At 63.1% G+C, this 25,555-nt stretch carries 26 protein-coding genes and 2 pseudogenes; 19 read left to right on the top strand and 9 right to left on the bottom strand.

Going from position 1 to position 25,555, the window contains the following annotated elements; translation table 11 throughout:
- Positions 1 to 28: 28 nt before the first annotated feature.
- Genes AC2FNA_RS11215 through AC2FNA_RS11205 form a run of 3 tightly spaced genes read left to right on the top strand, consistent with a single transcriptional unit; the run spans position 29 to position 1,130 of the window.
- Positions 29 to 358, top strand: coding sequence for an ArsR/SmtB family transcription factor (locus tag AC2FNA_RS11215; protein ID WP_496826521.1), 330 nt, complete (start codon positions 29 to 31; stop codon positions 356 to 358).
- On the top strand, positions 346 to 780 hold the full coding sequence (locus AC2FNA_RS11210; protein ID WP_496826520.1) for an SRPBCC family protein: 435 nt from the start codon (positions 346 to 348) through the stop codon (positions 778 to 780). The genes AC2FNA_RS11215 and AC2FNA_RS11210 overlap by 13 nt, the downstream gene beginning before the upstream one ends.
- Positions 781 to 815: 35 nt before the next feature.
- Positions 816 to 1,130, top strand: a complete 315-nt coding sequence (locus AC2FNA_RS11205; RefSeq protein ID WP_496826519.1) for a YciI family protein — start codon at positions 816 to 818, stop codon at positions 1,128 to 1,130.
- A 6-nt stretch (positions 1,131 to 1,136) separates the two neighbouring features.
- Here AC2FNA_RS11205 and AC2FNA_RS11200 read toward each other — a convergent pair whose 3' ends face one another.
- Positions 1,137 to 2,135 carry an asparaginase gene (locus AC2FNA_RS11200; RefSeq protein WP_496826518.1) on the bottom strand — a complete coding sequence of 333 codons (999 nt, stop codon included), beginning with the start codon at positions 2,133 to 2,135 and terminating at the stop codon, positions 1,137 to 1,139.
- Between the two features lie 181 nt (positions 2,136 to 2,316).
- Between AC2FNA_RS11200 and AC2FNA_RS11195 the strand changes: the two genes are divergently transcribed.
- The 4 genes from AC2FNA_RS11195 to AC2FNA_RS11180 all read left to right on the top strand — a co-directional run bounded on the left by AC2FNA_RS11195 (position 2,317) and on the right by AC2FNA_RS11180 (position 5,096).
- Positions 2,317 to 2,856 (top strand): invasion associated locus B family protein, encoded by a 540-nt coding sequence (locus tag AC2FNA_RS11195; protein ID WP_234144352.1) that lies wholly within the window; start codon positions 2,317 to 2,319, stop codon positions 2,854 to 2,856.
- Between the two features lie 35 nt (positions 2,857 to 2,891).
- Positions 2,892 to 3,278, top strand: a complete 387-nt coding sequence (locus tag AC2FNA_RS11190) for a lysozyme inhibitor LprI family protein (protein WP_496826517.1) — start codon at positions 2,892 to 2,894, stop codon at positions 3,276 to 3,278.
- Positions 3,279 to 3,465: 187 nt separating this feature from the next.
- On the top strand, positions 3,466 to 4,647 hold the full coding sequence (gene rlmN, locus AC2FNA_RS11185) for a dual-specificity RNA methyltransferase RlmN (protein WP_496826516.1): 1,182 nt from the start codon (positions 3,466 to 3,468) through the stop codon (positions 4,645 to 4,647).
- A 65-nt stretch (positions 4,648 to 4,712) separates the two neighbouring features.
- On the top strand, positions 4,713 to 5,096 hold the full coding sequence (locus tag AC2FNA_RS11180) for a hypothetical protein (RefSeq protein WP_496826514.1): 384 nt from the start codon (positions 4,713 to 4,715) through the stop codon (positions 5,094 to 5,096).
- 2 nt (positions 5,097 to 5,098) lie between these two features.
- On the opposite strand, the gene AC2FNA_RS11175 is transcribed toward AC2FNA_RS11180, so the two are convergent.
- Positions 5,099 to 6,214, bottom strand: a complete 1,116-nt coding sequence (locus AC2FNA_RS11175) for a cystathionine gamma-lyase (protein ID WP_496826512.1) — start codon at positions 6,212 to 6,214, stop codon at positions 5,099 to 5,101.
- Between the two features lie 249 nt (positions 6,215 to 6,463).
- On the opposite strand from AC2FNA_RS11175, the gene AC2FNA_RS11170 reads away from it, so the two are divergent.
- Positions 6,464 to 6,673, top strand: a complete 210-nt coding sequence (locus tag AC2FNA_RS11170) for a hypothetical protein (RefSeq protein WP_496826510.1) — start codon at positions 6,464 to 6,466, stop codon at positions 6,671 to 6,673.
- Positions 6,674 to 6,688: 15 nt separating this feature from the next.
- Here AC2FNA_RS11170 and AC2FNA_RS11165 read toward each other — a convergent pair whose 3' ends face one another.
- A complete protein-coding gene (locus tag AC2FNA_RS11165; RefSeq protein ID WP_234138607.1) occupies positions 6,689 to 7,531 on the bottom strand; it encodes an LOG family protein in 843 nt (280 codons plus the stop codon).
- 88 nt (positions 7,532 to 7,619) lie between these two features.
- On the opposite strand from AC2FNA_RS11165, the gene AC2FNA_RS11160 reads away from it, so the two are divergent.
- From AC2FNA_RS11160 to dapD, 4 genes and pseudogenes are all read left to right on the top strand, one after another.
- The gene (locus tag AC2FNA_RS11160) at positions 7,620 to 8,540 is read left to right on the top strand and encodes a threonine/serine dehydratase (protein WP_496826508.1); all 921 of its coding nucleotides are present in this window, start codon (positions 7,620 to 7,622) and stop codon (positions 8,538 to 8,540) included.
- A gap of 97 nt (positions 8,541 to 8,637) precedes the next feature.
- Positions 8,638 to 8,769: pseudogene (locus AC2FNA_RS11155) on the top strand (GntR family transcriptional regulator); the annotation flags it as partial.
- Between the two features lie 6 nt (positions 8,770 to 8,775).
- Positions 8,776 to 8,988, top strand: a pseudogene (locus AC2FNA_RS11150) (hypothetical protein); the annotation flags it as partial.
- A 174-nt stretch (positions 8,989 to 9,162) separates the two neighbouring features.
- Positions 9,163 to 9,990, top strand: a complete 828-nt coding sequence (gene dapD / locus AC2FNA_RS11145; protein WP_496826770.1) for a 2,3,4,5-tetrahydropyridine-2,6-dicarboxylate N-succinyltransferase — start codon at positions 9,163 to 9,165, stop codon at positions 9,988 to 9,990.
- Positions 9,991 to 10,054: 64 nt separating this feature from the next.
- Here the strand turns inward: dapD and AC2FNA_RS11140 are convergent, their stop codons facing one another.
- On the bottom strand, positions 10,055 to 11,626 hold the full coding sequence (locus AC2FNA_RS11140; protein WP_496826506.1) for a choice-of-anchor L domain-containing protein: 1,572 nt from the start codon (positions 11,624 to 11,626) through the stop codon (positions 10,055 to 10,057).
- A gap of 155 nt (positions 11,627 to 11,781) precedes the next feature.
- Here AC2FNA_RS11140 and AC2FNA_RS11135 point away from each other — a divergent pair, with 155 nt between their 5' ends.
- Complete coding sequence (locus AC2FNA_RS11135; RefSeq protein ID WP_234138622.1) at positions 11,782 to 12,129, top strand: DUF8846 family protein; 348 nt, start codon at positions 11,782 to 11,784, stop codon at positions 12,127 to 12,129.
- 6 nt (positions 12,130 to 12,135) lie between these two features.
- Here the strand turns inward: AC2FNA_RS11135 and AC2FNA_RS11130 are convergent, their stop codons facing one another.
- The 3 genes from AC2FNA_RS11130 to AC2FNA_RS11120 all read right to left on the bottom strand — a co-directional run bounded on the left by AC2FNA_RS11130 (position 12,136) and on the right by AC2FNA_RS11120 (position 16,050).
- Positions 12,136 to 13,191 carry a transporter substrate-binding domain-containing protein gene (locus AC2FNA_RS11130; protein WP_496826504.1) on the bottom strand — a complete coding sequence of 352 codons (1,056 nt, stop codon included), beginning with the start codon at positions 13,189 to 13,191 and terminating at the stop codon, positions 12,136 to 12,138.
- A 188-nt stretch (positions 13,192 to 13,379) separates the two neighbouring features.
- On the bottom strand, positions 13,380 to 14,474 hold the full coding sequence (locus AC2FNA_RS11125; protein ID WP_496826502.1) for a Hint domain-containing protein: 1,095 nt from the start codon (positions 14,472 to 14,474) through the stop codon (positions 13,380 to 13,382).
- A gap of 1 nt (position 14,475) precedes the next feature.
- A complete protein-coding gene (locus AC2FNA_RS11120) occupies positions 14,476 to 16,050 on the bottom strand; it encodes a Hint domain-containing protein (RefSeq protein ID WP_496826500.1) in 1,575 nt (524 codons plus the stop codon).
- A gap of 305 nt (positions 16,051 to 16,355) precedes the next feature.
- Here AC2FNA_RS11120 and dapE point away from each other — a divergent pair, with 305 nt between their 5' ends.
- From dapE to AC2FNA_RS11100, 4 genes are all read left to right on the top strand, one after another.
- Positions 16,356 to 17,498 carry a succinyl-diaminopimelate desuccinylase gene (gene dapE / locus AC2FNA_RS11115; protein WP_496826498.1) on the top strand — a complete coding sequence of 381 codons (1,143 nt, stop codon included), beginning with the start codon at positions 16,356 to 16,358 and terminating at the stop codon, positions 17,496 to 17,498.
- Positions 17,499 to 17,507: 9 nt separating this feature from the next.
- Positions 17,508 to 18,107 (top strand): TIGR04282 family arsenosugar biosynthesis glycosyltransferase, encoded by a 600-nt coding sequence (locus tag AC2FNA_RS11110; protein ID WP_496826496.1) that lies wholly within the window; start codon positions 17,508 to 17,510, stop codon positions 18,105 to 18,107.
- Positions 18,108 to 18,138: 31 nt separating this feature from the next.
- Positions 18,139 to 20,397, top strand: coding sequence for a ribonuclease R (gene rnr, locus AC2FNA_RS11105; protein ID WP_496826494.1), 2,259 nt, complete (start codon positions 18,139 to 18,141; stop codon positions 20,395 to 20,397).
- Between the two features lie 127 nt (positions 20,398 to 20,524).
- Complete coding sequence (locus AC2FNA_RS11100; RefSeq protein WP_496826492.1) at positions 20,525 to 20,926, top strand: globin domain-containing protein; 402 nt, start codon at positions 20,525 to 20,527, stop codon at positions 20,924 to 20,926.
- A gap of 6 nt (positions 20,927 to 20,932) precedes the next feature.
- Here AC2FNA_RS11100 and AC2FNA_RS11095 read toward each other — a convergent pair whose 3' ends face one another.
- Positions 20,933 to 22,408, bottom strand: coding sequence for an NAD-dependent succinate-semialdehyde dehydrogenase (locus AC2FNA_RS11095; protein WP_496826490.1), 1,476 nt, complete (start codon positions 22,406 to 22,408; stop codon positions 20,933 to 20,935).
- 257 nt (positions 22,409 to 22,665) lie between these two features.
- Here AC2FNA_RS11095 and AC2FNA_RS11090 point away from each other — a divergent pair, with 257 nt between their 5' ends.
- A complete protein-coding gene (locus tag AC2FNA_RS11090; RefSeq protein WP_496826488.1) occupies positions 22,666 to 23,883 on the top strand; it encodes an aminopeptidase P family protein in 1,218 nt (405 codons plus the stop codon).
- A 60-nt stretch (positions 23,884 to 23,943) separates the two neighbouring features.
- Here the strand turns inward: AC2FNA_RS11090 and AC2FNA_RS11085 are convergent, their stop codons facing one another.
- Positions 23,944 to 24,285: a cupin domain-containing protein gene (locus tag AC2FNA_RS11085; protein ID WP_496826486.1), complete on the bottom strand. Its 342-nt coding sequence runs from the start codon at positions 24,283 to 24,285 to the stop codon at positions 23,944 to 23,946.
- A 190-nt stretch (positions 24,286 to 24,475) separates the two neighbouring features.
- Between AC2FNA_RS11085 and AC2FNA_RS11080 the strand changes: the two genes are divergently transcribed.
- Positions 24,476 to 25,555: a hypothetical protein gene (locus tag AC2FNA_RS11080; protein WP_496826485.1), complete on the top strand. Its 1,080-nt coding sequence runs from the start codon at positions 24,476 to 24,478 to the stop codon at positions 25,553 to 25,555.

Genomic DNA, 25,555 nt, shown 5'->3' with positions numbered 1-25,555 from the left:
ATTAACGTAAATGTTAAACAATGCGGTCATGACCCAACTTCTGGCCGCATTCTCGGCTTTGTCCGACCCGACCCGCTTCGCCATCGTCGAGCAACTGATGGCCGAGGGCGAATTGCCCGCGGGTGATCTGGTCGAGGGCAAGGGCATGTCGGGCGCCGCCGTGTCACGCCATCTGAAGCTGTTGCGCCAGGCCGGGTTGGTCCGCCAGCGCATCAATGGCACCCAGCGGCTTTATTCCGTGGCTCCCGAAGGGCTTCGCGCGATTGCCGACTGGACGATCTCGAATCGCACCTTTTGGGAGGGCAGCCTGGACCGTCTGGCCGCCGCAATCGAAAGCGACAAGACATGGCCGACCTGAGACTGGAACGCGAATTCGCCGTCACGCCCGAGGCCCTGTTCGCCTGGGTCAGCGATGGCGCGAAACTGTTGCAATGGTGGGGGCCCGAGGGGCTGCATGTGCCTGCAGATCAGCATGACCTCGATTTCACTCGGCTGGGGCCGTGGTTCTCGGTCATGGTGAATGGCGCAGGCGACCGATACAAGGTCTCGGGGTATGTTACCCATGTGAAACCGCCCCATTCGGTGGGCTTTACCTGGGGCTGGCATGACGATGACGACCGGCGCGGGGCGGAAAGCCATGTAATGTTTATCGTCGAACCCTGCGCCAAGGGTGCGCGATTGATCCTGGACCACCGCGAACTGGGCGATGACGAGATGAGCCTGCGTCACGAGGCGGGCTGGACCTCGTCGTTGCGCAAGCTCGAGGCGGAACTCGCCTGACCATCTGTTTCGCGACCAAAGGAAAGGAAAGCGACATGCCTGATTTCATCTTTGCCTATCATGGCGGCAAGACGCCCGAAACGCCCGAGGAAGGCGCCGAGGTCATGGCCGCATGGCAGGCCTGGTTCGGTAGCATGGGTGATGCGGTCGTGATCCCCGGCAACCCGGTTGGCCTGTCCAAGACGGTCAGCGCCGCAGGCGTGGCCGACGATGGTGGCGCCAATCCGCTCTCGGGCTATACCGTGGTACGCGCCGCCGATATCGGTGCCGCCACCGACATGGCCAAGGGTTGTCCGATGGTTGTGTCGGGCAACGGCACCGTCGAGGTGGCCGAGATCATCGAGATGTGATCGGCGTCAGAACCGCAGCTCGGCCGTGGCGCGGATGCTGCCGCAGTCGATGCCGCGCCGGTTCAGGATGGGTGCATCCAGCCGCTTGAGGGTGGCCGGATGTGCCGGGTCCAGCACGCCGAGACCGACCAGAATTGCCGCAATCGCGCATTCGCTGGCCCGGGTGGCACCATCGACGATCTTGAGCGCCACGCCCAGACGTTGCTCGGGCAGGATGGCGACGAACACCGCCTCGGCCCCGGTCTTGATCGCGGCGCGCCCACCCATGGCGCGCATCAACTCGGTGCAGGCGCGGCCTTCGCCCGCGACCAGTTCGGGATGTTTCATCATGGCTTCGGTCAGCTGCGCGGCCGCCTGGCTTTGCCGGTCAGAGCGGTCGCGGGCCGAGGCGAACCAAGCCATCGCACGCGCCAGTCCCGTCAGGCTGGTGGCAAAGTTGGGGGCGGAACAGCCGTCGATCCCGTAGCCCGGGCTGGATTCGCCCGTGACCTCTTCAAAAGCGGCCAAGGCGGCCTGCTGCACCGGGTGATCGATCTCGTGGTACTCGGGTCCGGCCTCCAGATGACGCCCCAGCGTCAGAAAGCCCGCATGCTTGCCGGAGCAATTGTTATGCAGTTGGCAGGGGGTCTCATAGGCGCGGATCAGCCGCTCATGTTCGGGCCGGTCATCGGGATCCTGCGGCCCGCAGCGCAGGTCGTCTTCGCCCAGCCCCAGCTGCCCAAGCCAATCATTCACCCTATGGGTATGGATCGCAGCACCGTTATGCGAGGCGCAGGCCAGCGCCATCTGTTCCGAATTCAGCCCATACTTGGCCGACGCACCCGAAGACAATAGCGGCAGCGCCTGGATCATCTTCGAGGACGAGCGTGGATACATCACCAGCCCCGGATCACCCCAGCTGCGCACCACCTGGCCGCTGCCGTCGCAGATCACCGCATGCCCCAGATGTACGCTTTCCAACAGCGCACCGCGCCAGACCTCGGCCATCGGTATCGGTCGCGTCATCCTGCCCCCCATTAGAAATCTGCGCGAATTCTCGCCAATCGCCCTTTCGTCCGTGGCGAAACCTGCGCTATTGTGTCTATGTCGGCAATCGACAGGATGCGCAAGCCAGACGGATCGGCAAAACTCCGCAAATGCATCCTGTGATGGAATTGAGGTAAAGGTCAGCTGGAGGGCTGAACAGATGGGATCGAAACTTGTCCGCGCGATTGCGGGCCTGTGTCTGGCCGGAACGGCCGCCACCACCAGCGTATCCGCGCAGCAGAGCGAAAGCACCAACCGGGTCGCGTCCAAGACCGATTGGAGCGTCTTCGTCGAGGACAATCCGACCGAATGCTGGAGCGTGTCGGCGCCGAAGGAAACCGTGAACACCCGCGGGGGCAGCGTCGTTTCGGTGCGCCGCAGCGACATCCTGTTGATGGTGTTCTTTCGGCCCAAGGCCGGGGTCAAGGGGCAGGTCACCTTTACCGGCGGCTATCCTTTCGCGCCCGGATCGACGGTCAATCTCAACGTGGGCGGCACCGAGTTCGAACTGATCACCGAGGGCGAATGGGCCTGGCCGGCAACCGCCGCCGACGATGCCAAGATCGTGGCGGTAATGAAGCGCGGCACCGACGCGGTGCTGACTGCCCGTTCGGCGCGCGGCACCCAGACCAAGGATACCTTCTCGCTGCTGGGCTTTACGGCAGCTGTCGAAGATGCCGAGAAACGCTGCGGAGGGTAAGTGGCCCGCCGTCGGTCCGTGTATGAGGATGTGATATGCGACGGGTTCAATTCGCGTTTGTGCTTGCGCTGGCACCGCTGGCGGCCGCCGCCGATCCTACGCTCGAATGCAGCGATGCAGGCAGCCAGGTCGAGATTGGCGCCTGCGTTTCCGAAATGAGAGATCGTGTCGAGGGTGCGCTGGCCGTCGCGCTCGACATTGCCCGCGGTTCGGCGGGTGAACTTGATGAAGTCACCGGGCGCAAGGTCGCACTTCCCGCGCTTGAAACTGCGCAATTGGCCTGGGTCACCTATCGCGACGCGCATTGCGATGCAGTTGGTGCCAGCTTTGGCGGCGGCTCGGGCACCGGCATCGCGATCACTTCCTGCCAGATCGAACTGGGCCGCGCCCGGACCCGCGACCTGATGGCGATGGCGCGGTAACTCAACTCTTCATTTCGCCAAAAATACTCCGGGGGGAGCGGCTCTGCCGCGATGGGGGCAGCGCCCCTTGCCGCATTATCCCAAACGACCAGCGGCAAAGAGGGCGCGAAATCTTTTGATCTTCGCGCGCTTTCCTATATAGAGGCGCATCCATCGCCTCAGACCCCATCAGCCGCCGAGTGCACCCATGTCCGTCAAAGCACCGATCACCCAGGATGTCGTCACCATCCCCCGCAAGCTGCCCGAAGGCCGGATCAACCTGGTCGGGCTGACCCGTGACCGGATGCGCGAGGTGTTGATCGAACACGGCACGCCCGAGAAACAGGCCAAGATGCGGGTGGGCCAGATCTGGCAGTGGATATATCAATGGGGTGTGCGCGATTTCGATGCGATGACCAACCTTGCCAAGGCCTATCGCGCGCAACTGGCCGAGCATTTCACCATCGAAATCCCCGAGGTGATCACCCGTCTGGTGTCCGAGGACGGCACCCGCAAATACCTGGTCCGCATTGCAGGCGGGCATGAGGTCGAGGTGGTCTATATCCCCGAAGAGGATCGCGGCACGCTATGCATCTCGTCGCAGGTGGGTTGCACGCTGACCTGCTCGTTCTGCCATACCGGCACCCAGAAACTGGTGCGCAACCTGACCGCCGCCGAGATCGTGGGCCAGGTGATGATGGCGCGCGACGATCTGGGCGAATGGCCCGTTCCCGGCGCGCCCAAGGACGAAACTCGCCTGCTGTCCAACATCGTTCTGATGGGCATGGGCGAGCCGCTCTATAATTTCGACAACGTGCGCGATGCGATGAAGATTGCGATGGACCCCGAAGGTATCCAGCTGTCGCGCCGCCGCATCACGCTGTCGACCAGCGGCGTGGTGCCAGAAATCGCGCGCACGGCCGAGGAAATCGGCTGTCTGCTGGCGATCTCGTTCCATGCCACCACGGACGAGACCCGCGATGTGCTGGTGCCGATCAACAAGCGTTGGAACATAGAGAAGCTGCTCTCTGCGCTGGCCGCATATCCGAATGCCTCGAACTCCGAGCGGATCACGTTCGAATACGTGATGCTGGACGGGGTGAATGACAGCGACGCGGATGCCCATCGTCTGCTCGACCATATCCGGCGGCACAAGATCCCGGCCAAGATCAACCTGATCCCGTTCAACGAATGGCCCGGCGCACCTTACAAGCGTTCGTCAAACAACCGCATTCGGGCATTTGCCAACATCATCTATCAGGCGGGCTATGCCGCGCCGATCCGCAAGACGCGCGGTGACGATATCATGGCTGCCTGTGGGCAGCTCAAATCGGCTACCGAACGGGCGCGCAAGTCGAAGAAGCAGATCGAGGCCGAGACCGGCCTTTGATTCCCGTGGTGATTTCGGGTTGGTGATAGGCTAGGCTCGGGTGAATAGCTTCAAGAGGTTTCGCCATGTCCCGTCGCCTGCTTTCGATCGCCGCGCTTCTGGCCGGCAATGCCATTGGACTGCTGCTTGCCGCGCTGCTGCTCGATGGCTTCTCCATCGCGCCGCTGTCGCTGGTTGTCGTGGTCATCGTCTTCAGTCTGATCCAGGCCCTGGCCGAGCCGCTGATCCGCCGCCTGAGCGCGCGCAACCTGCCCGCACTTCAGGGCGGTATCTCGTTGGTGGTCATCTTCGTAGGCCTTCTGGTCACCGAACTGGTGACCTCGGGCCTGGTGGTGGGCGGTATCTCGAACCTGCTGGCCGCGACCCTGCTCGTGTGGCTCGGCGCGCTGGCCGCAGGCATCCTGCTGCCGATCTATGTGTTCAAGAGCCTGCGAGAGCCGAAGGCCTGATCTCAGAGCGTATCGAGCGCATCGCGCAGGGACTGCCACAGTTCCTCGACCGGCTCGCAGCCGACTGACAGGCGCACGAATCCCGGCGCCACCGCGTCGCCCCAGCGCGCGCGCCGCTCGGCCGAACTGTGCACGCCGCCAAACGAGGTCGCCGGACGCAAAAGCGGGCAGCCATTGATGAAGCGCTCCGCCTTCTCCTCGCTGCCCAGATCCAGCGAAAGAAGAAAGCCGAACCGCCGCATTTGGGCCTGCGCCAGGTTTTGCGCCGGATCACCCGGCAGACCGGGATAGCGAAGGGCGCTCACCGCCCGGTGTTCAGCCAATCGCGGCGCCAAGGCTTCGGCGTTTCGGCACATACGGTCGAATCTCACCTCCAGCGTCTCCAGCCCGCGATGCAGCAGCCAGGCCTCGTGCGGACCCGGGATCGCGCCCGAGATGCGGCGCCAGTCCTCTACCGCCTGCATCAGCCCGGCATCGCGGCTGGTCACATGCCCCAGCAGCAGGTCGGAATGGCCGCCCATCGCCTTGGTATCCGATGCGACTACGATGTCGATGCCCAGATCCAGCGGCCGCTGGCCCAGAGGTGTCATCGTGGTGTTGTCGCAGATGGTGATGCCACCGGCTGCCCGCACCGCACCGGCGACGGCGGCAAGGTCGATCAGGTCCAGCCCCGGATTGGACGGCGTTTCCAGAAACACCACGTCGAAGCCACCAAATCCGCCCTCGGCAAAGCTGGCGGTGGGCCGTTCCTCGACAATCACCCCCAAAGGCCGCAGGTAACCGTCGGCCAGCAACCGGGTGACATAATAGCCATCCGCTGGGATCAAAAGGCGCTGTCCGGCCTTGATCGTGGCAAACAGCGCGGCCGAAATCGCGCCCATGCCCGAGGGAAACACCCGGCAGGGCGCCCCTTCAAGATGCTCGAGCGCATGTTCCAGCGCTACCCAGGTGGGATTGTCCGCACGGCCGTAGCTGTTGCTGCCATCGGGCGCGCCCGGCAGGTGATACATCGAGCTTTGCACCAGCGGCAGCGCCACCGGATCGCCCTTGTCGATCCCGTTGCCGCGCAAATGCAGAAAGGCACCCATCCGAGGTGTCCCGTGATCGCCATGTTCCATTGTCGCCCTCCCGCGTGCCAGTCAATCCGCGATCTAGCACCGCTGCGCGCACCGGCAAAGCAAAGAGATGACCACACCTTCATTTCGCCGGAAATACTCCGGGGGAGTCACCGCAGGTGACGGGGGCAGCGCCCCCCCCCCCCGCTTGCCAGCAAAGGGTTTGCCTCGAATTTTCCTCATTCACGATGAATTTCCGCCCCGATCAACAGTCAGTTTCGAAATCAGCAACAAAGCCATGGAGGACAGAAAATGGCACAGGCAGATATCGGTGGCGCAATGATCGAGGCGGGGGTTCTGGACCTGCTGCACCGCGAACGCGCCAAGGCGCTCAGCGCGCGCGAATGGAGATTCCGGCTGATGGGTTATGGCTATGCCATCAAGGACGTGCAGGGCGCGCAGGTGGTCACCCGGTTGCCGCAGGGCGTCGAGCTGGGCGTGCTGCCCGCAGAATTCGCCTGATCCGACCAGACCGCCCTATCGCCCCGGGATCGCATCGCGGGGCGGCGCGGGCTCCCAGTTGTCGATAATTTCGACCGCCTCCTGAGCGGTGTCGACAAAGCGGAACAGGTCCAGATCCTCGGCCGAGATGGTGCCGGCATCCGCCAGCGCCCGCCAGTTGATCACCCGTTCCCAGAAATCGCGCCCGAACAGCAGGAACGGCACCCGCTCCATGCGCCCGGTCTGGATCAGGGTCAGCGATTCAAACAGCTCGTCCAGCGTGCCGAAGCCGCCCGGGAAGATGGTGATCGCCCGCGCGCGCATCAGGAAATGCATTTTGCGGACGGCAAAGTAGTGAAAGTTGAAGCTGAGCTCGGGCGTCACGAACAGGTTTGGCGCCTGTTCATGCGGCAACACGATATTCAGCCCGATCGAGCAGCCGCCCGCGTCCTTGGCGCCCCGATTGCCGGCCTCCATCACGCCGGGGCCGCCGCCGGTTACAATCACCAGTTCCTTGCAGCCTGACTCCTTCGACTTCTCGGTGATCAGCCGGGCAAACTCGCGCGCCTCGTCATAGTATTCCGACAGCTCCGCCAGGGTCTGGGTGCGCGCGGTGTGCTTTTTCGCCGGTTCCGGGATCCGTGCCCCGCCGAACATCACCACGGTCGAGGTTATGCCGCGCTCGGCCATCATCATCTCGGGCTTGAGCAATTCCAGTTGCAACCGCACCGGGCGCAGTTCGTCCCGGCACAGGAAATCCTCGTCGGCAAAGGCCAGTTTATAGGCGGGCGAGCGCGTCTGCGGCGTATCGGGCACATGGCTGGCCGTCGAGCGGTCGGTATGGGCGTCACGAAACGGGCTCTGACGATCGTCTCTCATCTGCGGGCTTCCCTGCTTGCGTCTTTGCCCCACAGCTATAGGGTTCGCGGGGCAAGCGCCAGAGGCGGGTGGTGAAGAGGGTATGAGAATGGATTGGAAAGCAGAGATCACAGCGGCGGCGGCACGAATTGACGGGCATGTGCAAGTGACCCCGGTGATGGAGACGCGCGGATTTGGCCTGTCATATCCGCTCAGCCTGAAGCTGGAACAGATGCAGCATACCGGCAGTTTCAAGGCGCGCGGGGCCTTCAATACCCTGCTGTCCAGCGACGTGCCCGCGGCCGGGGTGGTGGCTGCCTCGGGTGGCAATCACGGTGCGGCGGTGGCCTTCGCCGCCCGCGCGCTTGGCCATCAGGCCAAGATCTTCGTGCCCGAGATGGCAGGCCCCGCCAAGATCGCCCTGATCCGGGATGCCGGCGCCGATCTTGCGGTGGTGCCGGGCGAATATGCCAATGCGTTGGCCCTTGCACAGGCGCATGAAGCTGCGACTGGTGCGATGCAGATCCATGCCTATGACGCGCCCGCGACCGTGGCGGGGCAGGGTACCTGTTTCGCCGAATGGGACGCGCAGGGGCTAGAGGCCGATACCGTTGTGATCGCGGTTGGTGGGGGTGGGCTCGTAGCTGGTGCGCTGGCCTGGTGGCAGGGCGCACGCAAGGTGGTCGCGGTCGAGCCCGAAACCTCCTGCGCCTTGAATGCCGCGCTGGCCGCCGGCCTGCCGGTCGATGTCGAGGTTTCGGGTATCGCCGCCAATGCGTTGGGCGCGCGGCGGATCGGCGAAATCTGTTTCGGTCTCGCGCAGGGGGGCGCCCAGTCGGTCCTGGTTCCGGATGCGGCCATCGCGACGGCCCAGCGCGCGCTCTGGTCCGAGCGGCGGGTTCTGGTCGAGCCAGCGGGCGCAACTGCGCTTGCGGCGCTGATGTGTGGCGCCTATCGGCCCGAACCGGGTGAACGTGTGGCCGTCCTGGTTTGCGGTGGCAATATCGCCCCGGATCCCTTTGCCGGGTGATGATTGCGGCTTGCGCTGGTTGTACCCGGGATCTTTATTAAAATTCCTGACGGCAACCATCGCCGACACGTTCTAAGCGCGGCTCAGCCAGCGGATTATGACCGGCGCCCTGCCAGCGGACGAGAAGCTGCGTCAGGACCATATCGCGCGTGCCTTTGATGCCAGTCATGTGCCGGCGCGCGAGGGGCTGCTGAGGCTCGAGGGGCCTGGGCTGGCGCAATTCGTACCGTCCGACATGCTGCTCACCTATGGCATGGCACCCTTTGTGGCCGATGTTGCTGGTTCTGGCGAATCTCGCTCCCCATCCCGAAAGCGTTCCGATCAATGCGTTGCTCCCGATCAAAGGCATGCGGCTGGCACAACGGTTGGCGGGCGTTCGGATTTCAGCGCAGCCGAGCCGGCACTGTGCTTTCTGGCGGGGGCCAATTCGGTGTTCTATAGCGACGTGTTGCTGACCGCGCCCAATGCCGGGACCGGCGCCGATCCCGAGATGTTCGCCGCGCTGGGGGCGCTGGAAGACGCACAAGGCCGCAATCGGGCCCGGGCGCGTCGCATTGCGCCTTGGTCCGCGCTTGCGTATAGGCGAAACCAACGTGACGCATTCATCAGGGAGCAAGACCTCATGTCCAACCAAGAGCTGGAAGCCGCCATCGAGGCCGCGTGGGACGCGCGCGACAGCATCACACCCGCCACCACAGGCGCCACTCGCGAGGCGATCGAGGACACGCTGGCCGCGCTGGACAGCGGCGCGCTGCGGGTGGCCGAGAAACAGGCCGATGGCAGCTGGCACGTGAACCAATGGGCCAAGAAGGCGGTGCTGCTGGGCTTTCGCATCAAGGATATGGAAATCCAGTCGGGCGGCCCGCAGGGCGGCGGCTGGTGGGACAAGGTCGACAGCAAGTTTGCAGGCTGGGGCGAGAACCAGTGGAAGGCCGCCGGGTTCCGTGCCGTGCCCAACTGCGTGGTGCGCAAGTCGGCCTATATCGCACCGGGCGTGGTGCTGATGCCGTCCTTCGTCAACCTAGGGGCCTATGTGGACAGCGGCACCATGGTCGATACCTGGGCCACGGTGGGCAGCTGTGCCCAGATCGGCAAGAACGTGCACCTGTCGGGCGGTGTCGGTATCGGTGGCGTGCTGGAGCCGATGCAGGCTGGGCCCACCATCATCGAGGACAATTGCTTCATCGGGGCGCGTTCCGAAGTGGTCGAAGGCTGCATCATCCGCGAAGGCTCTGTGCTGGGCATGGGCGTCTATATCGGCCAGTCCACCAAGATCGTCGACCGCGAGACTGGCGAGGTCATGTATGGCGAGGTGCCGCCATATTCGGTGGTGGTCTCGGGTTCGATGCCGTCGACTGGCGGTGTCAGCCTCTATTGCGCGGTGATCGTCAAGCGGGTGGATGAGCGGACCCGGTCGAAAACCGGCATCAACGAGTTGCTGCGGGATTGACCTGCCGACAAGTCGCATCAGGTTCGGCCGTGGCGCAAAGGTGCCGCGGCCTTTTTGTTTTCCATCAGGCCCGCATGAGCGCGCGAACTTCATAGCTGCGTAATGCCGGGCGCGCGGCGGGACCGTAGCCGTAATCTGGCGCTGACAAATCGGGCATCAGTCGCAGGATTTCGCTGCGCGTGGCGGTATCGAAGGCCCCGATGGACATGTCGCCGGGATGATAGCTTTCGCTTTCCAGCCCGTTGGCCCAGATCACTTCGTGCCGGTCGAACAGAAGATGCACATAGGTCACCGGCAGCCCGTCCGAGCACCGTTTGATATCTCGTCCGTTCACAAGGTCCTTGGCCTTGACCAGAACCTCGCGAGACCCGAACAGCAGCTCGGAGCGCGACATCTCCAGCATCACGCGGTGGTTGGGTGAGACCGCGACCGGGCCATGCCGCCCCAGCGCGTTGCGCTGGATCAGAACCGGCGCGTCGATCCCCTTGGACAGGCGGGTCGTGCGACCGATCCAGCGCAATGGCTGGGGGCCGTTGTCGCGGGTCATCACGAGATCTCCGACCTCAAGCTTCTCGACCGGAACACGGCCATTGAGGACCCGGATAGGGGTGCCCGCGACGAAACAGGGTGTAGTCTTGACCGTGACGAAACCGGTATCAGTGTTGCCGGCTGAATCGGTCACCTCGTAAGAAAAGGAATTGCTGCTTTCCTCGGACCCATCGGAAACGATGGTGAATGTCCCGTCGGGGTTCAGCAGGATCGTCTCTCCCGTCGGCAGGGTCACAGTATCCCCCGCCGATACCGGCTGCCCGTTGATCTTGGTAATGGTCAGCGTGCCGCCCACGGAAGAGCTGTCGTTGGCCAGAACGTCAACGGTTTCCGCATTGCCACCAGTGATTTCGACACTGTCATCCTCGGCGATCAGGGCGGTCTGGATCGAGTCGCCGGCAATCAGCAGGTTCGAATCATAGGCACCGTCGCCACTGTCCGCGATCGCGATCTTGATCGTGTTGACCTCGCCGGGATTGACCGGCGCCTTGAGCGTCAGGGTCACGGTGAACCCGTCCATCTCGGTATTGGCGATCTCGCCCGAGGCCGGATTGTCGACATAGAGATTTGAGTTCGACTGATCGTTGATACTGTCGATCGTGATGTCGCCGTCACCGACCGTCAGTTCGGCCTTCACGCCGTTCACCCAGATACCGACCGCATCGTTGAAACCGGACCCCACATATTCCAGATATTCCTCAGACGAGAACACCACCTGCATGGTCAGGGTCGATCCTTCGGGGATGAAGCTGGCCTCGAACACAGACGCGTCATAGGTCTGCGCGCCCGCCATCTCGGACAATTGCGCGTCACCTGCAAGGCCGTGATTGGTACTGGTGCCCGCCGACACGTTCGCGTCGCCCGAACTGTTGGTGATCGAGGTGGCGTTGCCGGTGGACAGGATCACCCCGCTGTCGGACGGTGTGATGTCGGGCGCGACGATATCTCCGTTCGAATAAATGCCTGAGGCTGACGTGGCCCCCGTATAGCTGGCTGTTACCACCTCTATCCCCGAGCCAAACATGGCATCCGCCATGTCCGTGGCAGATGCTGAAGTATCGATGGGAAGTTCACTGGCTGTAGGCATGTTGGGCGGGCCTTGCTGATTGTCGTCTCCCCGGCCTATCCCGTTGACCCTTTCCGTGCTCTTACCAACGGCTGGTGCGATGTCTGGTATTCTTGGAAAAATGTCCGCATCTGTCGGGCGTTGACCTGCCGATTGGCGCAGGCTAAGGCGGCAGCATGGAAAAGCCCGCCAAACAATCCCGCCAGCAAGTCTATACCCTTGTCGTCCAGATCGGGCGCAAGTCCGGTGACGGCCTGCCTGACGGGGCAACCGGCGCGGCGTTGATGTGTTATGCCAGCGGCGTGGACGAGGCCGAAGCGGTACGCGAAACGGTGGCGATTCTGAAACAGGCCGACACCGCGCCGCTGGATGTCACCGGATACGGCACGCTCGAAGAGCGCGAGGCGCAGGGTCACGAGATCGATACGGAAGAGCGTGCGCTGATGCAGCGGGCGCTGGACGAAAATGCCGTCATCGTGGCCCAGATGACACCGTTTTTCGACGACGACGAGGCGGCGGGCTGAGGCGGATCAGTTCCGGCGCCCGAACCACTTGCGGTAAAGTTGGTCATAAGTGCCATCCTCGCGCAGGGCGAGCAGCGCCTGATTGACGTCTTCAACCCGGCTTGATCCGGTTGGAAATGCGATCCCGTAGTTCTCGCGCAGAAACACCGACCCGGTAGTGACGGCCTTGCCCTTGCCCTGATGCGAAGCATAGTATGACAGGATCGGCGCGTCGAACACCAATGCGTCGAGCGCGCCTTGTTCAAAGGCGGTGAGCATCTCGTCAAGGTTCGAGAAAGCGGCAAATCCGATGTCACGACGATTGAGGAAGCCGGCGGCGGTGGAGCCTTCGATGGTGCCGACCTCTTGCCCGTAGAGATCGTTGACCGAGTTCACCGAGCCGCTGATCGCCTCGACGGTCATGACCGAGGTGATGCGCGCGGTGAAGACCGAAACCACGAAAAGCGAGGAGATCACCAGCACAACGCCGAACAGCCGGCCAAAGGCGGTGCGCGGCACGCGTTCCTCGAACCCGCCATTGACGACGAGGTTCAGCGCCCACCAGAAAGAGGGAAACCAGGCTTCGTGCAGCTTGCGATCGAAATAGGGCTGCGCGCGCCGCTCGAAATACCACATCAACATACCGCCGGTCAGCAGGATGAAGAAGGCTGCGCCGATGGCCATGAACAGGTCGCGGGACAACAGCGCCCTCAGGAGCGATGAACCGGCATTGGTCTCGGACGGCACCAGAATCTGGAGCCCGGATTCAAAGATCGGTTGGCTGAAATCCATCTCGGTCTCGCGCGCGGCGGTGATTGAGATATTGGCGATTGCCATATCCGCCTCTCCGTCGATAACGGCGGTCAGCATGTCCGGGAACTTGTCCTTGCGGTCCAGCGTGTAGGTCCAGCCAAGCTTGTTGGCCAACGCCGAGAGCAGATCGATCGAAAAACCGGTCTCTGTCCCATCCTCGACAAAAGAGAAGGGAGGACGCGTGACCGTGGCGACGTTCAGCGACTGCGCCAACAGCACTTGCGGCCACAATCCCAGGGCCAGGCAGACAGAGATGAGGAGCTTGCGCATGGGTTTGGTGTTTTCCGGTTTTTTGCCCCATACCCCAGCCGGGTCCTTCAAACAAGGTGACCCCGTGGTCAGCTTCGGTCATGGCAAGGGGAAAAGCCGGGCTTGCTTCCCGTCGGGCGTGCTAACTGTCGAGTCCGCCCGCGCCCGTCATGCGCAAGGGCCGAACCTTGAGCATCATCCGGTTCGGATCAGGCGACGCGTGCCTCGGCCAGGATGCGGGCGTCAAACGCGCGCAGAACATGATGGCTCGGGCGGCCATGATCGGGCAGGCGGCTGCGCTCGATCCCGGCAAGCACGCTGGCGGCCAGATGAAGCGGCTTGCGGTGCAGACGACCGATGAACAGGCTTTCGGCCAGCGCCCCGGCGGTGACCATTGCTTCGTTGGTGGGCAGCAGCAATTGCGCATAGGTAGCGGTCAGGCCAGCGCGCGCGGGCAGGACAGAATGCCCGCCGGTCAGATGGCGGGCGGGCACCAGCACCGATTCTCGGCCAAACAGGTATTCCACCTCGGTTCCCGAGAGCAAAAGTCGCTGTGCGGGCGCGGCCTGGATGTCCTGTCTCAGACCGAAATAGGGCCGGCGGATCGTCAGGGGCCGGGTGCTGCCGAAGGCGGGCATCGTGCGGCTGACCCGGTGCAGGACCGGAACCGCCTCGCCGCTGGCGACGATCACCGTGTCGCCGCGCCGGATCCGCGACAGGGGCCGGTATCCTTCTGGTGTTGCGATCGGCGTTTCCGGGTGCAGCGAAGGCATCGGGCCCACGGGTTCGATTTCGCTCGACAACGCGAAATAGACCAGTTCGGGGGCAGTGAAACGGTGCGGGCCGTCCCGAAACAGCATCCGCAGATCACCGACGCGCAGCGGGCTGGGGGCCTCGACCTCGATCAGATGCGCATATTCGCGTTCGTCATGTTCCAGGGCCAGCCATCCGGCACGGGCCGGTGCATCCCAGGCATAGCTGAGCCGCAAGGTGTCGATGCGCCCGGTATCGGCCACGTTCAGAACCTGATGCAGGACCGAGCCGCCCTGATTGACGATCAGTATCAGCCCGCCACCCGGGATCGCCTGCAATGACAGGTGAAATGGCCAGGCGCCGCCGCGGTCGAACTGCAACAGGATTCGCGGACGCTGGGCGTTTGGAAGCCGGGTTTCAAACACAAGGGTGCCGCGAACCATGAGGTCGTCTTCATGGGTGCCGACCAAGCAAGGCGCATTTGCCGAGGCGCCAAGCCCCTCAGGGCGGAAATGTTCGTTCTCGGGGGCGGAAACGGCGATCCATCCCATGTCAGGCCACCTTTGCCGATGTGAGCAGAAGCTCGGTTTCGTATTTGCGCAGGATCCGACGGGCGGCTGGGCCGTAACCCTGGCCGGTGGCCGTGTCGAGTTCGGGGAAAAGCGTTCGGATCTCGGTCAAGGTCTCGGGCTCGAACAGATGCGTGGTTTGCGGGCCGGGTAGGAAGCTTTCGCTCGCCAGTCCCTTGGAGTAAATCACCTCGTGATTGTCGAACATCACGTGGACATAGGTGACGCGCCCGCCGGGCATGAAACGGATCCGGCGCCCATCTACCAGATCCTTGGCGGCGACCAGAACCTCGCGTTCGCCGAACAGCAGCTCGCTCAGGCTGTCGCTGATGAGGATGCGGTGCTGTGGCGAGACCAGGAGGTCACGTTGGGCGCCATAGGTTCCGGCGCGGATCAGGATGGGGGCGAAATCGCCCTCGGCGTCAACTGTACGCTCGCCGACCCAACGCACTTCTTGCGGGCCATTGTCGCGGGTGAGCACCTGGTCGCCCGGCGTCAGTCGCTCGACCAGGCGCTCGCCATAGGGGGTGTCGATCAGCGTCCCTGCCACGAAACAGGGGATCGCGTTGACGTTGACGATGCCGGTGTCGGTCTGTGTGCCGTTGGTCACCGTGTAGGTGAAATTGAAATGCTCGACATCGCCATCGCCTGTCACGGTGATGGTGCCATCGGCGTTGAGCATTACGGTCTGCCCGGTGGCCAGCGTGATCGTGCTGCCCGCGGTGACGGGAATGCCGTTCAGGTGGGTGATGGTCAGGGTGGCGCCCGAGTGGTTGATATCGTTGTCCAGGATATCCATCGTGACACTGCCGCCGGGATAGATCGTGCTGTGATCGGCGACCGCGACCAGCCGGGTTTGCACGCTGTTGGCGGCGATCAGCAGGTTAGAATCGTAGTTGCTGTCGGACACGTCGGCGACCCCGATACGGATCGTGTTCACCTGTCCGGGGATCACGTTCATCGTCAGGGTCATGGTGACGGTCAGCCCATCCATCTCGGTATTGAACGCGTCGCCCGTGTTGTCCAGGAACAGGTTCTGGTTGTTGACCGAGTTGATGTTGCCGGGATCGGAATCGCCGTTGCCGACCTCCAGTTGGGCCTGTTGCCCGTTGACCCAGACGCCGACGAAATCCTGATAGACCGAGTTCTGGAACTCGGGATACTCCTCGGACGAGAACACGAATTGCATCGTCATGACGCCGTGTTCCGGGATGAAGCTGACATCCAGATACGAGGCGTCATAGGTATTGGTGCCGGCTGCGGCGTTGAAATCGGGGTTGTTGTTTTCGCCCGAGGTATTGGTCGAGGTGTTGGTGGACCGGTTCGGGTCGCTGCCGTTGCGAGTGAAATGGCTGGCTCGCCCGGTGGACAGGATCACACCGGTATCACCCGGGGTGGCCCCCGGCGCCAGCGCGTCACCGTTGGAATAGATCGCCGAAGACTGGCTCCAACCGGAATAGGAAGCGCCGACAACGGTGACCCCGTCGCCAAAGATTGTCTGCGCCATCTGCATTGCAGAGGCACCCTGATTATAGTTCAGCTCGGCGCCTGTTGCCATCTCCTGCCCCACGGTCTCACGATCCTGGGCAGGGAGGACGGAGCGGGCATTCGCCACGCACCACGCGAAACCGATCGCATCTGTCGTGCGGTTGCCGGTTTGGTTCAGCCGTCTTTGCGATTGTTACTGCTCGCTTTGCGGCCTTGCTGCTCGTAACCCTGCCTCGGGTCTTTTGTTTTCTACCTATAGGCTAGCATGGGAGTTCTGTCGCTGTTAAGTGAAAACGGGCAATTCAGAGGTGGCAACGCGACGTTTTCGTCACATTTCCCGTTCCGGACGATGCCCAAACCGCCAAGGAGACCTGAATGACACTCGACGCCGCGCGCCTGACCGCCGACCTGATCCGCTGCGCCTCGGTCACGCCCGCCGATGACGGCGCGCTTGACGTGCTTGAGCGGGTGCTTTCACAGGCGGGATTTACCTGTTCCCGGGTTGACCGGGGCGGTATCTGCAACCTGTTTGCTCGCTGGGGTGACAAGGGACACGCACGCAGCTTTGGGTTCAACGGCCATACGGATGTGGTGCCGGTGGGCGACGCGGCGGCCTGGACCATGGCGCCATTCGGGGCCGAGGAAAAGGATGGCTTTCTCTACGGGCGCGGCGCCACCGACATGAAATCGGGCGTTGCCGCCTTTGTCGCGGCAGCGGTGGACCTGGTCACCAGCACCCCGCCCGAGGGCGCGGTGATCATCACCATCACCGGGGATGAGGAGGGCGACGCGCTGGACGGTACCACCGCGCTCCTCGACTACATGGCTGCTTCGGGCGAGCGGATGTCGGTCTGCCTGGTGGGAGAGCCGACCTGCCCCGACCGCATGGGCGAGATGATGAAGATCGGGCGGCGCGGGTCGATGACCGCGTGGTTCACGGTGACGGGCGTGCAGGGGCATTCGGCCTATCCGCACCGGGCCAGGAATCCGTTGCCGGCGATTGCACGGCTGATGGACCGGTTGGCAAGCCACGAACTGGATCAGGGGACTGACCATTTTGACGCGTCTACGCTCGCAGTTGTGACCATCGACACCGGCAATACCGCGACCAACGTGATCCCGGCGCAATGCCGCGCGGCGGTCAACATCCGGTTCAACGACCTGCATTCGGGTGCCAGCCTGACCGAGTGGATGCAGGGCGAGGCGGACCGGGTGGCCGAGGAATTCGGCGTCACGGTCGAGATGAAGGTGAAGATTTCGGGCGAAAGCTTCCTCACCCCGCCCGGTGCGCTGTCCGATCTGGTGGCGGCCGCGGTCGAGGTGGAAACCGGCGTGGTGCCGGTGCTGTCGACCTCGGGCGGGACTTCGGATGCGCGGTTCGTCAAGGATCATTGTCCGGTGGTCGAGTTCGGGCTGGTGGGCCGCACCATGCATCAGGTGGATGAGCGGGTCGAGATTGCCCAGATCCATCAGCTCAAGGCGATCTATGGACGGATCCTGAGGGACTATTTCGCCTGAGCCGAAGCGATGCAGCGCACACTGGTCATCATGGTCAAGGAACCGTGCCCGGGCCGGGTGAAAACCCGGCTGGGGCGCGATATCGGCATGGTGGGCGCGGCCTGGTGGTTTCGCCATCAGACCCGGACACTGCTCCGGCGGTTGCGTGATCCGCGCTGGCGCATCGTGTTGGCGGTGTCGCCCGATGCCGAAGGTCTGGCCAGCCGGGCCTGGCCCACCGATCTGGCGCGCCGCCCGCAGGGGCGCGGCGATCTTGGCCAGCGCATGGCGCGGCAGTTGCGGCATGCGCCCAAGGGGCCGGTCTGTCTGATTGGCGCGGATATTCCCGGCGTCACCCGCGCACATGTTGCCCGCGCCTTTGCGGCGCTGGGTCGGGCCGATTACGTGTTTGGTCCGGCACCCGATGGCGGTTACTGGCTGGTGGGGGCTTCGCGGCGGTGCGCGTTACCGCCAAACCTGTTCGGCCATGTGCGCTGGTCCAGTGAGCACACGCTGGACGATACGCTTACCGGGTTGCGCGGGCATCGGGTTGCCTTGGTCGACATGCTTCAAGATGTCGATACCGCCGCCGATCTGGGCGATGCCCCTATGCCGTCGCTTTTGCGGTGACGCCAACCGCGCCGCGTGCTACGGCGGGGGTATGACTCGCATCCCTACCAAGCAGGAAATCCTCGACTGGATTTCCGCGCATCCCACGCTCACCTCGAAACGCGATATCGCCAAGGCCTTTGGCATCAAGGGCTCGGACCGGATCGACCTGAAACGCGTCCTCAAGGAGCTGGAGGCCGAGGGCCATCTGGAGAAGCGCAAGCGCAGCTATGCCGACCCGGATCGGCTGCCGCCGGTCAGCGTGTTGCAGGTCAAGGAACCCGACGAGAACGGCGATCTCTTCGCGCGTCCGTTGGAATGGCATGGCGAAGGGGTGGAACCCATCGTGTTGGTGCTGCCGCGCGCCAGCGACCCGGCGCTGGGGGCGGGGGATCGTATCCTTGCCCGCCTGACCGTGGTGCATGAAGAGGATCACAATTACGAGGCGCGGCTGATCCGCCGGATCGGCACCAACCCGCACAAGATCCTTGGCATCTTCCGCAAGGGGGCCGAGGGCGGGCGTATCGTGCCCATCGACAAGGCGGGCCAGAACGAATGGCTGGTGGCCGAAGGCGCGGTGCATGGCGCCAAGGACGGCGAGCTGGTCGAGGCTGAACAGGCCGGGCCCAAGGGCCGCATGGGCCTGCCGCGCGCCCGCATCATCGAGCGGCTGGGCGATCCGAGCGCGCCCAAAGCGGTCTCGCTCATCGCCATTCATCAGCACGGCATCCCCGACGATTTCCCCGACAAGGTGATCGAAGAGGCGGACCGGACAAAACCTTTGGGCCTGTCGGGGCGGAAGGATCTGCGCGATATGCCGCTGATCACTATCGACCCTTCGGATGCGCGCGACCATGACGATGCCTGCTTCGCCCATGCCGATGATGATCCCAAGAACCCCGGCGGCCATGTGATCTGGGTCGCAATTGCCGATGTGGCGGCCTATGTCCGCGCGGGCAACGCACTGGACCGCGAGGCGCGCAAGCGTGGCAACTCGACCTATTTCCCCGACCGGGTGGTGCCGATGCTGCCCGACCGGCTGTCGGGCGATCTGTGCTCGCTGCACGAAGGCGTGCCGCGCGCCTGTATCGCGGTGCGGATGCAGATCGACGCGCAAGGCAACAAGATCGGGCACCGGTTTGTGCGCGCGATGATGCGGTCAGTCGCCTCGCTGAACTATCAGGAGGTGCAGGACGCCATCGATGGCAGCCCCAACGACAAGACCGGGCCGCTGCTGGATGAGGTGCTGAAGCCGCTTTATGCCGCTTACAAAGCACTCGACGCGGAACGCAACCGGCGCCAGCCTCTCGACCTTGATCTGCCGGAACGCAAGATCGTGCTGAACGACAAGGGCCATGTGGACAGCGTGGCTTTCCGTGACCGGTTGGATGCGCACAAGCTGATCGAAGAGTTCATGATTCTCGCCAATGTGGCCGCCGCCGAGACGCTGATCGCCAAGCGCGTGCCGCTGTTGTTCCGGGTGCACGAGGAACCCGCACCCGAAAAGCTGGAGGCGCTGCGCGAGACGGCGCAGGCATCCGGGTTGACGCTGGCCAAGGGGCAGGTGCTGCAAACCCGTCACTTGAACGCGCTGCTGCACCAGGCGGCGGGCACCGACGAGGCAGAGCTGATCAACATGTCGACCCTGCGGTCGATGGCGCAGGCCTATTACAACCCCGAGAATTTCGGGCATTTCGGTCTGGCGCTCAGGAATTACGCGCATTTCACCTCGCCCATCCGGCGCTATTCCGACCTGATCGTGCATCGCGGTCTGATCAAGGCGCATGGTTGGGGTGATGACGGTTTGACGTCGGACGAGATCGAGCAGTTGGACCGGATCGCCACCCATATCTCGGACACCGAGCGCCGTTCGATGATGGCCGAGCGCGACACAACCGACCGCTATCTGGCGGCCTATCTGTCGGAACGGGTGGGCAATGAGTTCACCGGTCGGATCAGCGGCATCGCGCGGTTCGGCGCCTTTGTGAAGCTGGACGAGACCGGCGCCGACGGGCTGGTGCCGGTGCGTTCGCTGGGGCGCGAGTTTTTCCATTTCGACCGCGAGGCGGGGACGCTGATGGGCTCGGAAACCGGGCTGCTCATCTCGATCGGGCAGCGCGTAACGGTGCGGCTGGCGCAGGCCTCGCCGGTGACCGGCGGGCTCGAGTTCGAGATGCTGAGCCTGGAAGACAGCGAGATGCCGCGCGGCGGCGCCCCGTCCAAGGGGAAGCGCGTGGTGCGTCGCAAGGCGGCCAAGGCCAAGCACAAGGCGGACAAGCTGAACCGCAAGCTGGCGCGCAAACGGCGGTGAGATCAAAGCTGATCAGGGCTGGTCGCCCGCTGGTATTCTGCACTGCGGAAACCTGCCGTTAACCGGTCGTCCCCATACTCGCCCATGACCCGGGACGTCCGGGGTGGTTGCAGTTGAGCGAGGTGGCATGACCGACGATCAGATTCGGCTGGTGCAGTCCAGTTTCGCCCGTGTGTTCGCGCGCAAGGCGGATCTGACCGAGCGGTTTTATCTCCACCTCTTTCAGGAACTGCCCGAATCCCGGCGGCTGTTCAAAGGCGATTTTCCGGCGCAAAAGGAAATGTTCGCCTCGATGCTGGCCGCCACCGTCCGCGGTATGAGCGACGCAAAGAGTTTCCAGCTTCTGGGGCGCGGTCTGGCCCGGTCACATGCGCGGTTCAATCTGAACCGTGACGACCTGAAAAAGGCGGCCCGCGCTTTGCAGACCGCCTTGTCCGATGTGATGGGTGGCGCGTTGTCGCCCGAGGAAACAGCCGCCTGGAACGAGGCGGTGGCGCAGCTGATGGAGATGCTGGCCGCGCCCGCCTGACCCCGGTCAGACCGACATGCAGATGTATTTCATCTCCAGATAGTCCTCGATCCCGTGATGGCTGCCTTCGCGGCCCAGGCCCGATTGCTTGATGCCGCCAAAGGGCGCGACCTCGGTCGAGATTATGCCGGTGTTGACGCCGACGATGCCATATTCCAGCGCCTCGGCCACCTTGTAGACCCGGCTCAGATCCTTGGCATAGAAATAGGCGGCAAGGCCAAAGATGGTGTCATTCGCCATATGGATCACCTCGTCCACGTCATCGAACTTGAACAGCGGTGCCAGCGGGCCAAAGGTTTCTTCCTTGGCAACCTTCATGTCTTGCGTGACGCCGGTCACCACGGTCGGTTCAAAGAAGGTGCCACCCAACGCATGCGGTTTGCCGCCGGTCAGGACCGCACCACCCTTGGCGGTGACATCGCCCAGATGTTCCAGCACCTTTTCAACCGCCTCGGCATTGATCAGCGGGCCGGTGGTTACCCCTTCGTTCAACCCGTCGCCGACATTCAGCTTGGCCACGGCGGCAGCGAGTTTCTCGGCAAAGGCATCATAGACGCCTGCCTGCACATAGATCCGGTTGGCGCAGACGCAGGTCTGGCCGTTGTTGCGGAACTTGCACAGCATCGCCCCTTCGACAGCGGCATCCAGGTCGGCATCGTCGAACACGATGAAGGGCGCGTTGCCACCCAGCTCCATCGAGCATTTCATCACCTGGTCGGCGGCCTGTTTCAGCAGGATGCGGCCCACCTCGGTCGAGCCGGTAAAGGTCAGCTTGCGCACGCCAGGGTTCTCGCAGAACTCCTTGCCGATCTCGCTGGCGCGCGACGAGGGGACCACGTTGAACACGCCTGCCGGGATGCCCGCCTGTTCGGCCAGCACCGCCAGAACCAGCGCCGACAGCGGGGTTTCCGCTGCAGGCCGCGCAACAAAGGCGCAGCCGGCCGCCAGTGCCGGGCCGGCTTTGCGGGTGATCATCGCGTTGGGGAAGTTCCACGGCGTGATCGACGCGGCCACCCCGATCGGCTGTTTCAGCACGGTGATCCGCTTGTCGCGCTGGTGGCCGGGAATGGTTTCGCCATAGATGCGCTTGGCCTCTTCGGCAAAGAACTCGATGAAGGATGCACCATAGGCGATCTCACCCACCGCTTCGGTCAGGGGCTTGCCCTGTTCGGCGGTCAGGATGCGGCCCAGATCCTCGGCGTTGGCCATCATCAGGTCGTACCAGCGGCGCAGGATCGCGGCGCGTTCCTTGCCCGTGTATTTGGCCCATTCCTTTTGTGCCGCCTCGGCCTGGGCGATGGCGCCCGCCACCTGGGCGCGGCTCAGGTCCGCGACCTCGGCGATCACGTCACCCCGCGCGGGGTTGGTCACGGCAAAGGTGCCGTTGTCGCCGTCAACCCATTGGCCGCCGATATAGGCCTTGGTCGCCAGCAGCTTCGGGTTCTTCAGGAGCGATTTCAGATCGGTCATTGCGTCCAGCATGGCTGAGTCTCCGCCTAGAATGTCTCGGGTGCACCCAATCAGGTGTGTCGCCTCTTGTCTATGTCCACTCGTGGGGCGGAATCAATCCAGATTTGATCAAATTATCGGTCGGGCCTTAGGAAAACTCCCACTTGATCGACTCGGGGGCTTGCGCCAATGTCCGTGCGGGCTCTGGCGATGGCGTCGCCTCATGCCGCGCGGCATGCGCCCACTCCCCGTCCTGAACGCCGGGACCTTTCTGCAAAGGAGGGTCAACCATGACCGCTGATTTGTCGCGTCCGGAATTCTATCGCTATCACAACGGAACCGAAGCCAGGCTGCCTTTCGAGGCCGCGGAATACGAAGCACGTCTTGCCGGGTTGCGCGCCCGGATGGAGGCGCTGGGCGCCGAGGCTGCCGTGTTCACCTCGATGCATAACATCGCTTATTACTCGGGCTTTCTCTATTGCGCCTTCGGTCGGCCCTATGCGCTGGTCGTCACACCGACCGAAAGCGTGACGATCAGTGCAGGTATCGACGCGGGCCAGCCCTGGCGCCGCTGCCATGGCGACAACATCACCTATACCGACTGGCAGCGCGACAACTACTGGCGCGCGATCCGTTCGGTCACTGGCGAGGGGCGGGTGATCGGCTATGAAAGCGATCATCTCAGCCTGTTGCAGAAGGGCAAGCTCGACGGCTTCCTGGCGCCGTCGAAAACCGTCGACCTGTTCGACACCACCATGCGTCAGCGGATGATGAAGTCACCCGCCGAGATCGCATTGATCCGGCAAGGCGCGCAGGTGGCCGATGTGGGCGGCTATGCCATCCGCGAGGCGGTCAAGGCCGGTGTGCGCGAGATCGACGTGGCCATGGCCGGGCGCGACGCGATGGAGCTGGAGATTGCCAAGCGGTTCCCCGATGCCGAATACCGCGACACATGGGTCTGGTTCCAGTCGGGGCTGAACACCGATGGCGCGCATAACCCGGTGACGGGCCGCGTACTGGAACGCGGCGATATCCTGTCGCTCAACACCTTTCCAATGATCTCGGGTTACTACACGGCGCTGGAACGCACCATGTTCGTGCAGGAGGTAGACGCCGCCAGCCTGAAGATCTGGGAGGCCAACGTCGCGGCGCATGAATACGGCATGTCGCTGCTGAAACCGGGGGCGAGCTGTGCCGAGGTAACCCACAAGATCAACGATTTCTTTGCCGAGCGTGACCTGCTGCAATACCGCACCTTTGGCTATGGTCACAGCTTTGGTGTGCTCAGCCATTACTATGGTCGCGAGGCAGGTCTGGAACTGCGCGAGGATATCGACACCGTGCTTGAACCGGGCATGGTGATCTCGATGGAACCGATGCTGACCATCGCCAATGACCAGCCCGGCGCTGGCGGATATCGTGAACACGATATCCTCGTGATCACCGAGGACGGCAACGAGAACATCACCGGCTATCCCTACGGGCCGGAATTCAACATCGTCGGTTGAGGCAGGCGAGATTTTTCGCCGAAAAATCTTCGCCCCCTGACGGGGGCGGAGCATCGCGCATCACAACCGGACCACGTAATCCTTTGTGGTGGTCTCGATCACCTCCCACGTGCCGGAAAACCCGGGGCGCAGGATGAAACTGTCCCCGGCGCGCAACGTGATCTCGGTGCCCTCGGCATCGGTCAGTATCGAATGGCCTGACAGGATGCGGCAATACTCCCATTCATCGTAAGAGATGCGCCACTTGCCCGGGGTCGAGCGCCAGATGCCGCAATAAAGCCCGTCACTTTCTTCGAGGTTCCAGGTGGTAAAGACCGGATCGCCCGACAGCACCTTTTCGGGTGCGGGGCGCTCTGCCTCGCCTGTCCCTTCGGGGGTCACCGGTTGGTAATAGCTGCTCATTGCCTGCCTTCCTCTGAATGGTTCGCAGCGGAGCATCGCCTGAGGTGTGGCAGTCGACAAGGCAGATTCAACCGGCTTTCCTTTTGCGTCCGAGTTTGCCACAGTTTTTCCAATCCCGGCGCCCTGGGGGATGTAAATCCTTGTTACATACCCTATCTTTCAGATGTATTTGACCCAAAAGGATAAAGCCATGTCCGATACCGCATTCGAGGCAATGATCCTGGAGACCCAGCGCAAGGTGCGCGAAAGTCAGGCCCAGATTGAAGGTGTCACCAGCCGGATCGAGGCGGCCCGTGCCAAGATCGGCACCGCCGAGGCTGATATCGACATCGAGAACGCCACCCTTGAGGATGTGCATGCCCATACCGAAGTGATGAATGCAAATATAGCCGAGCTGATCATGGGGCTCGATGATGTGACATCGGCCTTTTCCAAGGATTTCGACGAGATGCGCTCGAAAACCGGGTGGGAGAGCTTTGTCGGCATCTTTTCCAGCGGCAAATCGGAATCGATGCGGCAGGAGCGGATGCGCACCGCCAATATCGACGACAAGTTGCAGGATCTGATCGCCAAGTCGGATGTGATCGTCAAGCTGCTCGAAGGGCAGTTGGCGGTGCTCGAAGAGCAACGCACAAAAGTTGAAACCAATCTGTCCGGCACGCTGGATGATCGCGAGGCGACCGTTGGCGCGTTGGAGGTCGTGCGAGCGGAAATCCTCGCCATGGATCCGCAGATCATCGCGCTGGAAAACAAGATCAGCGTCGAACAGGATGCCGCCGCGCGCACCAAGCTGGAAACCGAACTGGCCGAGCTGAACAAGGCCTATAACGCCAAGGTACGCGACGAGCAGGTGAAGCTGGCGAAAAGCCAGACGCTGGAACGCTACATCGAAAAGGGCAAGTCTTGGGTCGACAGCCTGCAAAACCAGGCTGCGACCCAGATGGTGCTGATCAACAAACTGCAAACGGACACGCAACAGCGGGTTGTGCTGTATGATGCGCTGACCAAATCGTTGAAAACCGCGCAGCAGCAGGACGTGGCCCACCGCATCAACGAGATCGGCGTGCAGACCGACCAGGAGGCGCAGACTGCCATGGCCGCCATCGGCACCGCGACCAACCAGAAAATGGCCGACATGCTCGAGGCGCATGAGGATCACATGGTCTTTGCCCGCGACGTGCTGGAGAAGAAGGCCAAGGCCGATGAGCGCTTTGCCCGCCGGTTCGCCGCGATCGTCGAGAAGCACGACAAGAACCTGTATGGGGGCTGA

The organism is Ruegeria sp. YKSD163, from assembly GCF_059612905.1.
The sequence above is the reverse complement of the archived record's forward strand: the minus strand, read 5'-3'. Positions and strand labels throughout refer to the sequence as shown.

Excerpts from the sequence above, each read along its gene's own strand:
- AC2FNA_RS11215 (WP_496826521.1), top strand. The coding sequence starts at position 29 with ATGACCCAACTTCTGGCCGCATTCTCGGCTTTGTCCGACCCGACCCGC.
- AC2FNA_RS11210 (WP_496826520.1), top strand. The coding sequence starts at position 346 with ATGGCCGACCTGAGACTGGAACGCGAATTCGCCGTCACGCCCGAGGCC.
- AC2FNA_RS11205 (WP_496826519.1), top strand. The coding sequence starts at position 816 with ATGCCTGATTTCATCTTTGCCTATCATGGCGGCAAGACGCCCGAAACG.
- AC2FNA_RS11200 (WP_496826518.1), bottom strand. The coding sequence starts at position 2,135 with ATGACGCGACCGATACCGATGGCCGAGGTCTGGCGCGGTGCGCTGTTG.
- AC2FNA_RS11195 (WP_234144352.1), top strand. The coding sequence starts at position 2,317 with ATGGGATCGAAACTTGTCCGCGCGATTGCGGGCCTGTGTCTGGCCGGA.
- AC2FNA_RS11190 (WP_496826517.1), top strand. The coding sequence starts at position 2,892 with ATGCGACGGGTTCAATTCGCGTTTGTGCTTGCGCTGGCACCGCTGGCG.
- rlmN (WP_496826516.1), top strand. The coding sequence starts at position 3,466 with ATGTCCGTCAAAGCACCGATCACCCAGGATGTCGTCACCATCCCCCGC.
- AC2FNA_RS11180 (WP_496826514.1), top strand. The coding sequence starts at position 4,713 with ATGTCCCGTCGCCTGCTTTCGATCGCCGCGCTTCTGGCCGGCAATGCC.
- AC2FNA_RS11175 (WP_496826512.1), bottom strand. The coding sequence starts at position 6,214 with ATGGAACATGGCGATCACGGGACACCTCGGATGGGTGCCTTTCTGCAT.
- AC2FNA_RS11170 (WP_496826510.1), top strand. The coding sequence starts at position 6,464 with ATGGCACAGGCAGATATCGGTGGCGCAATGATCGAGGCGGGGGTTCTG.
- AC2FNA_RS11165 (WP_234138607.1), bottom strand. The coding sequence starts at position 7,531 with ATGAGAGACGATCGTCAGAGCCCGTTTCGTGACGCCCATACCGACCGC.
- AC2FNA_RS11160 (WP_496826508.1), top strand. The coding sequence starts at position 7,620 with ATGGATTGGAAAGCAGAGATCACAGCGGCGGCGGCACGAATTGACGGG.
- dapD (WP_496826770.1), top strand. The coding sequence starts at position 9,163 with ATGTCCAACCAAGAGCTGGAAGCCGCCATCGAGGCCGCGTGGGACGCG.
- AC2FNA_RS11140 (WP_496826506.1), bottom strand. The coding sequence starts at position 11,626 with ATGCCTACAGCCAGTGAACTTCCCATCGATACTTCAGCATCTGCCACG.
- AC2FNA_RS11135 (WP_234138622.1), top strand. The coding sequence starts at position 11,782 with ATGGAAAAGCCCGCCAAACAATCCCGCCAGCAAGTCTATACCCTTGTC.
- AC2FNA_RS11130 (WP_496826504.1), bottom strand. The coding sequence starts at position 13,191 with ATGCGCAAGCTCCTCATCTCTGTCTGCCTGGCCCTGGGATTGTGGCCG.
- AC2FNA_RS11125 (WP_496826502.1), bottom strand. The coding sequence starts at position 14,474 with ATGGGATGGATCGCCGTTTCCGCCCCCGAGAACGAACATTTCCGCCCT.
- AC2FNA_RS11120 (WP_496826500.1), bottom strand. The coding sequence starts at position 16,050 with ATGGCAACAGGCGCCGAGCTGAACTATAATCAGGGTGCCTCTGCAATG.
- dapE (WP_496826498.1), top strand. The coding sequence starts at position 16,356 with ATGACACTCGACGCCGCGCGCCTGACCGCCGACCTGATCCGCTGCGCC.
- AC2FNA_RS11110 (WP_496826496.1), top strand. The coding sequence starts at position 17,508 with ATGCAGCGCACACTGGTCATCATGGTCAAGGAACCGTGCCCGGGCCGG.
- rnr (WP_496826494.1), top strand. The coding sequence starts at position 18,139 with ATGACTCGCATCCCTACCAAGCAGGAAATCCTCGACTGGATTTCCGCG.
- AC2FNA_RS11100 (WP_496826492.1), top strand. The coding sequence starts at position 20,525 with ATGACCGACGATCAGATTCGGCTGGTGCAGTCCAGTTTCGCCCGTGTG.
- AC2FNA_RS11095 (WP_496826490.1), bottom strand. The coding sequence starts at position 22,408 with ATGCTGGACGCAATGACCGATCTGAAATCGCTCCTGAAGAACCCGAAG.
- AC2FNA_RS11090 (WP_496826488.1), top strand. The coding sequence starts at position 22,666 with ATGACCGCTGATTTGTCGCGTCCGGAATTCTATCGCTATCACAACGGA.
- AC2FNA_RS11085 (WP_496826486.1), bottom strand. The coding sequence starts at position 24,285 with ATGAGCAGCTATTACCAACCGGTGACCCCCGAAGGGACAGGCGAGGCA.
- AC2FNA_RS11080 (WP_496826485.1), top strand. The coding sequence starts at position 24,476 with ATGTCCGATACCGCATTCGAGGCAATGATCCTGGAGACCCAGCGCAAG.